Here is a 6,273-nt window from a genome sequence, read left to right as displayed (position 1 = left end):
AAACGGGGAGGATTTTAGTCATTCGATCAACGCCAGGAATCGCGCCTTTTCGATCGCCTTGACCCTGCGGTCGACCTCAAGCTTGGCAAACAAATTGGCCAGGTGAGTCTTCACCGTATTGGGTGACACGCCCAGCACGTGCGCCAGCTCCTGGTTGGTGCGGCCCGACGCCAGCAGATCGAGGATCTCACACTCGCGCGGCGTAAGGCCGAGCGAGGCGATCGCCGCATTGTTGCGTTCGAACGGCGCAGCGGGCTTCTTCGCCGTCAGCCGGTGGCCGACCCACAAACCCAACACGGTAAAGCCGAGCGCGAGCAAACCGACATAGACGTCGGTCGATATCTCGTCGGCGGCGTAGCGGAACTTGAGTTGCTCGAGTGCGACGGCGGCGACGGCCAGTCCCAGCGCATAGAGGATGACCGTTCGCCACATCGCTCAGTCCTTGGGTGGCGTGAGTTCGTACGGTTGATAGATCGCCCGGAATGCCGGTATCTCTTCGCATGCTTGCGAATGCGCGACGAGCGCCGGCCAGCGGCCGAAATCGAATTGTTCGGCCAGCGCCTCGCTGATGAAGCGGAAGACGGTTGCCGTCAGCAGATCGGCATGGCTCATCGTCGCGCCGCCGAACCATTCGCCTGCCGCCGCGCGCTCTTGATCGAGTAGATCGAGCGTGTCGGTTACCTGCGCGCGGCAGCGATCGACCCACATCGCCAGGCCCTCGCGAAACGCCTTTTCATAGACGAGGCTGACGCCCTTGTCGGCGGCGCCGGCGGCGAGCGCACACCAGCGCAGCATGAGCCGCAGGTCGGCACCGGTCCGGGTCAGCACGGCATCATTGCCCGCCAACTCGTCGAGCAAGGTAACGATGACGTTCGAGTCCATCACCGACATGCCGTCATCGAACACGAGAACGGGCACGGGCCGGAGCGGATTGTACGGTGCGATCTTGTCGGCATCGCCGAAGGTCGACCAGGGCAAATGCTCGAACTCGATCCCATAGAGCGTCAGCGTGATGCCGACGCGACGGACGAAGGGAGAATCGTATTGGCCGATCAGTTTCATGCCTGGCTCGCTCCTATGACCCCGCGCCGATCAGTTCGCGACCGATCAGCATGCGGCGGATTTCATTGGTGCCAGCACCAATGTCGAGCAATTTGGCGTCGCGGGCGAAGCGCTCAACCGGCCAGTCCTTGGTATAGCCGGCGCCGCCCAGCGCCTGGATCGCCTCCAGGCTGACCTTTACCGCATTCTCGCTCGCCAGCAGGATCGCGCCTGCGGCGTCGAACCGGGTGGTCTTGCCGGTATCGCACGATTTGGCGACCGCATAAACATAAGCGCGCGCCGAATTGAGCGCGACATACATGTCGGCGATCTTGGCCTGCATCAGCTGGAACGTACCGATCGACTGGCCGAATTGCTTGCGCTCGCGGACATAGGGAATGACGACGTCGAGACAGGCCTGCATGATCCCGAGCTGGATCCCGGCAAGCACGGTGCGTTCGTAATCGAGCCCCGACATCAGCACGCCGACGCCGCCGTTGAGCGGGCCCATGATGTTCTCCTCGGGCACTTCGCAATCGTTGAATACCAGCTCGGCGGTCGGGCTTCCGCGCATGCCCATCTTGTCGATCTTCTGGCCGATCGAGAAGCCGGGCATGTCCTTCTCGATGATGAAAGTGGTGATGCCGCGCGAGCCTTCACCGGTCTTCGCGTAGACGACCAGCGTGTCGGCATAGGCCGCGTTGGTGATCCAGAATTTGGTGCCGTTGAGGACATAGCCGCCCTGCACCTCTTCGGCCCGCAACTTCATCCCGACCACGTCGGATCCGGCGCCCGCTTCGGACATGGCCAGGCTGCCGATATGTTCGCCCGAGATCAGCTTGGGTAGATATTTCGCTTTTTGCTCAGGGCTGGCCCAGCGGCGCAGCTGGTTGATGCAGAGGTTCGAATGCGCGCCATAAGAAAGCCCGATCGAGGCCGAGGCGCGGCTGACTTCCTCGCAGGCGATGACATGCTCGAGATAGCCGAGCCCGAGACCGCCATATTCCTGTTCGACCGTGATGCCGTGCAGGCCGAGCTCGCCCATCTGCGGCCACAGCTCCACCGGAAACCAATCCTCGGCGTCGATCTTCGCGGCCAAGGGCGCGATCCGCTCGCTCGCAAACCGCCGGGTGGTGTCGCGGATCATGTCGGCGGTCTCACCGAGGGCGAAGTCGAGGGTGGCGTCCATCATTGTCTCCTGCGTTGATCGCGGCTGTAGCGCGCCGCAAAAGGCCGCGCTAGCGTCGCGGCCGACGGGCAAAGGGGCGCGAACTGCGCAACGCCGATCTGGTCCTCGCAATATTCAGTCTGGCGCTTTGCCTGGCTGATTTGAGCCGTTAGTCTCGTCCGAAACGAATTCCCCCGGGGGCCGCATGACCAGTCTTCTTCGCCGCAAGACCATTACCGAAGCGCCGCCCGAGCATCAGCTCGCGCGGACGCTGAGCTGGCCGCATCTGGTCGCGTTGGGCGTCGGCGCTATCGTCGGCACCGGGATCCTGACCTTGATCGGGGTGGGGGCCGATCGTGCCGGACCCGCAGTGCTCTTGAGCTTCCTCGTCGCGGGCGCGATCTGCGCGGCGGCGGCGCTCTGCTACGCCGAGATGGCGACGATGATCCCGGCATCGGGCAGTGCCTACACCTATAGCTATGCGACCTTGGGCGAGGTGATCGCCTGGGTGGTCGGTTGGTCGCTGATCCTCGAATATTCGCTGGTAGTCGCCACCGTCGCGGTCGGCTGGTCGGGCTATGCAGTCGGGTTCCTGAAGGGGCTGGGGATCATCCTCCCGGACTATTTGACGCATGGCCCGACTTTGGGCGGCCAGGTCTGCGGCGCGGCCGCGACGGCAACCGCCAGTTTCGGGATCAATTTGCCGGCGATCCTGATCATCGCAGTGGTGGCGGGGTTGTTGATGCTCGGCACGCGCGAAAGCGCCAGGATCAATTCGGCATTGGTGTTGCTCAAGATCGTGACGCTTGCGTTGTTCGTGGCGGTCGCCTTGCCGCATTTCGATATGGCGAATCTGCATCCATTCGCGCCGCTCGGTTACGGCAGCACACCCGGCCAATGCGGCGTCAAGTTCGGCATGATGGGCGCGGCCGCGATCATCTTCTTCGCCTTTTACGGTTTCGACGCGATCTCGACCGCCGCCGAAGAGACCAAACGCCCCGAGCGCGATCTCGCCATCGGCATCGTCGGATCGATGCTCGCGTGCACGGTAATCTACATGATCGTCGCCGCAGCTGCGGTCGGCGCGCTGCACTTCTCCAAATTCTCGAACAGCCCCGAGCCGCTCGCGCTGATCCTTCGTGAGATCGGGCAGGGGCGCGTCGCGACGGTGGTCGCGGCGGCCGCGGCGATCGCGCTGCCGACGGTGATCCTGGGATTCCTCTACGGCCAGAGCCGGATCTTCCTGGTGATGGCGCGGGATGGCTTCCTGCCCGCCAGCCTGGCCAAGGTATCGAGCCGCGGCACGCCCGCGCGGATCACCGCGGTGACGGCGGTGCTGGTGTCGGTGCTCGCCGCGCTCGTCCCGCTCGACGTCATCGCCAGCCTGGCCAATGCCGGGACATTGTGCGCGTTCATCGCCGTGGCGGTGTGCGTTTTGGTATCGCGCCGGCGCGATCCGGGCGTGAAGCGGCCGTTCCGCACGCCTTTGATATGGCTGGTCGCGCCGATCGCTATCCTCGGCTGCCTCTATCTCTTCACCAGCCTGCAGAGCATCACCCAGATCTCGTTCTTCATCTGGAACGGCATCGGACTGGCGATCTATTTCCTCTATGCGAGACGTCGCGCGTCGATCGCCTGAGTCAGGACTTCAGCGCCCAGCGCACGACCTCCGCGACGCCGCGCGTGCCGGCGTGAACGACCGGACGGCTCAGGCTTGGACGTCGGAGGCCATGCATCCGGCGTGCCCAGTCGGGCAGCAGGTCGATGGCGGCGCGCATCGTCATTGCCTGGAACGGCACCAGCATCAGGCTGGGCGGCGGCTGTTCGAGCAGGATGTGGAGCACTTCATGGCTGCGTGCATCGGCTTGCAATTCGGGCAGGAAGTCGCGGATGATCGCGTCCGCCTCGACGCGGCTGCGCGGGATCGGATCGGCGCCGAGCAGTTCGGCGATCAGCGCGACCTCGGCATAATAACGGTCCTGATCGGTGACGCTCATCCCCGGTTCGCCATAGCGAATCCAGCCGGCGAGAAAGCTCGACACTTCGGCGACATGGACCCAGGCGAGCAAATGCGGATCCCCGGCGCGATACGGTGTGCCGTCGGGCAGCGTTCCCGACACCGCATCGTGAATGTGGCGGACGCGCGCGATCTGCGTTTCGGCGGATGCGCGCGTCTCGAACGTGGTCTGGGCGATGAAGCGTGCCGTGCCTTTCAGCCGAGCATTCATGTCGTCGCGAAAGCTCGAATGGTCCCACACCCCCGCCAGCACGCGCGGGTGCAGCATCTGCAGCATCAACGCGGCGATGCCGCCGACCATCATGCCGGTGACGTCGATATGAACGCGCCAGCTGATCGAGTCCGGAGCGAACAATCCGCTGCCGTCGAGCGCCCGCACGATCGGCGGATTGGCGGGATCGGACAACAAGCTGCGCACCTGGCGCGCGATGGCGGAGCGGGGGCCGATCATGCGCGATGCATAGGCAAAGTCGGCGCCGCAAGCGAGCGGCCACATCGGTTGGCTACGCGAGTATTGATGCGCATCGCCAGCAACTGTCATCGCCATCGACAAAACCGGCTATTGCAGGACATCGTTCCGACCGCAGCGAAACGATAGCGTCCTTGATCGCCGCGCGGCGATGTCCATAGGGGAGTCGCGTGGCCGGAGACCGTAATGACCAACCGCCCCTCTAGACGACAGCACAACGCGCCGACGATCAGCGATGTCGCAGCAGCGGCGGGTGTTTCGCCGATGACGGTGTCGCGCGTGATCAACGGCGAGGCCAATGTACGCGACCGTACGCGCGAGTTGGTCAACGAGGTGATCCGCAAGCTCAATTACTCGCCCAGTGCCGCCGCGCGGTCGCTGGCCGGGGGCGAGGAAATGCGCATCGGCTTGCTCTACAGCAACCCCAGTTCCGCCTATCTCAGCGAGTTCCTGGTCGGCAGCCTCGACCAGGCATCGCGCAGCAACGTCCAGCTGATCGTCGAGAAATGCGATGAGGACGCGCTCGAACAATCGGTCATTGATCACCTGGTGCAGGGCAGGGTCGACGGGATCGTCCTGCCGCCGCCGCTCTGCGATGCGACGGCGGTCCTGGCGGCAGTCGCGGAGCACGATATTCCGGCAGTTGCGGTCGCGACCGGCCGACCGATCGCCACGATGGCGGCGGTCAGCATCGACGATCGCCGCGCCGCGTTCGAGATGACGCAGCACCTGATCGGACTGGGGCACCGCCGGATCGGCTTCATCATCGGCAATCCCAATCAGACCGCGAGCGCCGAGCGCCTGGCGGGCTATCGCGCCGCTTTGGCCGGGTGCGGATTGGACGAGGAAGCTGGGCTGATCGTGCAAGGGCTGTTCACCTATCGATCGGGCCTCGACGCGGCCGAGCGATTGCTGACATTGGCCGATCGGCCAACCGCGATCTTCGCGAGTAACGATGATATGGCGGCGGCGGCGGTAGCCGTCGCGCATCGCCGCCGACTCGAAGTGCCGCGCGACCTCACCGTGTGCGGGTTCGACGACACTGCGCTCGCGACGACGATCTGGCCCGAGCTCACCACGATCCGCCAGCCGATCATCGAGATGTCGCGGACCGCGGTCGAATTGCTGGTGCGCGAGATCAAGGACCGCAAGAACGGCAAGAGCGCCGCGCCGCAGCATCTGGTGCTCGATTTCGATCTCGTCCGGCGCCAGTCCGACGCGCCGCCGTCCCAGGATTAGATCCCGCGCTAGCCCAAGACGTCGTCAGCGCTTGCGGACGAACTCCGCGCGCAGGACCAGGCCCTTGATGCCCTCGTAGCGGCAATCGATCTCCTGGGCGTCGCCGGTCAGCCGGATCGACTTGATCACCGTGCCCCGCTTCAGCGTCTGGTTCGCGCCTTTGACGGCCAGATCCTTGATCAGCGTCACGCTATCGCCGTCTGCGAGCAAATTGCCGACGGCATCGCGCACTTCGATAACATCGGGGTCCTGCACGCTCGCCGCGGCTGCGGAGGCGCTGATCCACTCGCCGGTGGCATCGTCGTAGACATAGTCTTCATTGCTGTCGGTCATCGTCGA

Annotated in this window: 7 protein-coding genes; 2 read left to right on the top strand and 5 right to left on the bottom strand. The window is 64.5% G+C overall.

Going from position 1 to position 6,273, the window contains the following annotated elements; all coding sequences use genetic code 11:
* Nucleotides 1-18: 18 nt before the first annotated feature.
* Genes SAS01S_RS06910 through SAS01S_RS06900 form a run of 3 tightly spaced genes read right to left on the bottom strand, consistent with a single transcriptional unit; the run spans nt 19 to nt 2,230 of the window.
* Complete coding sequence (locus tag SAS01S_RS06910) at nt 19-432, bottom strand: helix-turn-helix domain-containing protein (protein ID WP_066806527.1); 414 nt, start codon at nt 430-432, stop codon at nt 19-21.
* Nucleotides 433-435: 3 nt separating this feature from the next.
* Nucleotides 436-1,062, bottom strand: coding sequence for a glutathione S-transferase family protein (locus SAS01S_RS06905; RefSeq protein WP_066806524.1), 627 nt, complete (start codon nt 1,060-1,062; stop codon nt 436-438).
* Nucleotides 1,063-1,075: 13 nt separating this feature from the next.
* Complete coding sequence (locus SAS01S_RS06900) at nt 1,076-2,230, bottom strand: isovaleryl-CoA dehydrogenase (protein WP_066806542.1); 1,155 nt, start codon at nt 2,228-2,230, stop codon at nt 1,076-1,078.
* 184 nt (nt 2,231-2,414) lie between these two features.
* On the opposite strand from SAS01S_RS06900, the gene SAS01S_RS06895 reads away from it, so the two are divergent.
* Nucleotides 2,415-3,848: an amino acid permease gene (locus SAS01S_RS06895; RefSeq protein ID WP_066806522.1), complete on the top strand. Its 1,434-nt coding sequence runs from the start codon at nt 2,415-2,417 to the stop codon at nt 3,846-3,848.
* Between the two features lies 1 nt (nt 3,849).
* Here the strand turns inward: SAS01S_RS06895 and SAS01S_RS06890 are convergent, their stop codons facing one another.
* Nucleotides 3,850-4,677: an oxygenase MpaB family protein gene (locus tag SAS01S_RS06890; protein WP_066806540.1), complete on the bottom strand. Its 828-nt coding sequence runs from the start codon at nt 4,675-4,677 to the stop codon at nt 3,850-3,852.
* A gap of 204 nt (nt 4,678-4,881) precedes the next feature.
* Here SAS01S_RS06890 and SAS01S_RS06885 point away from each other — a divergent pair, with 204 nt between their 5' ends.
* Nucleotides 4,882-5,934: a LacI family DNA-binding transcriptional regulator gene (locus tag SAS01S_RS06885; RefSeq protein WP_066806520.1), complete on the top strand. Its 1,053-nt coding sequence runs from the start codon at nt 4,882-4,884 to the stop codon at nt 5,932-5,934.
* 24 nt (nt 5,935-5,958) lie between these two features.
* On the opposite strand, the gene SAS01S_RS06880 is transcribed toward SAS01S_RS06885, so the two are convergent.
* The gene (locus SAS01S_RS06880; protein WP_066806518.1) at nt 5,959-6,267 is read right to left on the bottom strand and encodes an alkylphosphonate utilization protein; all 309 of its coding nucleotides are present in this window, start codon (nt 6,265-6,267) and stop codon (nt 5,959-5,961) included.
* Between the last annotated feature and the right edge of the window lie 6 nt (nt 6,268-6,273).

Source organism: Sphingomonas asaccharolytica NBRC 15499, from assembly GCF_001598355.1.
Classification (GTDB): Bacteria; Pseudomonadota; Alphaproteobacteria; order Sphingomonadales; family Sphingomonadaceae; genus Sphingomonas; species Sphingomonas asaccharolytica.
This window is presented reverse-complemented; position numbering and strand designations above follow the sequence as displayed.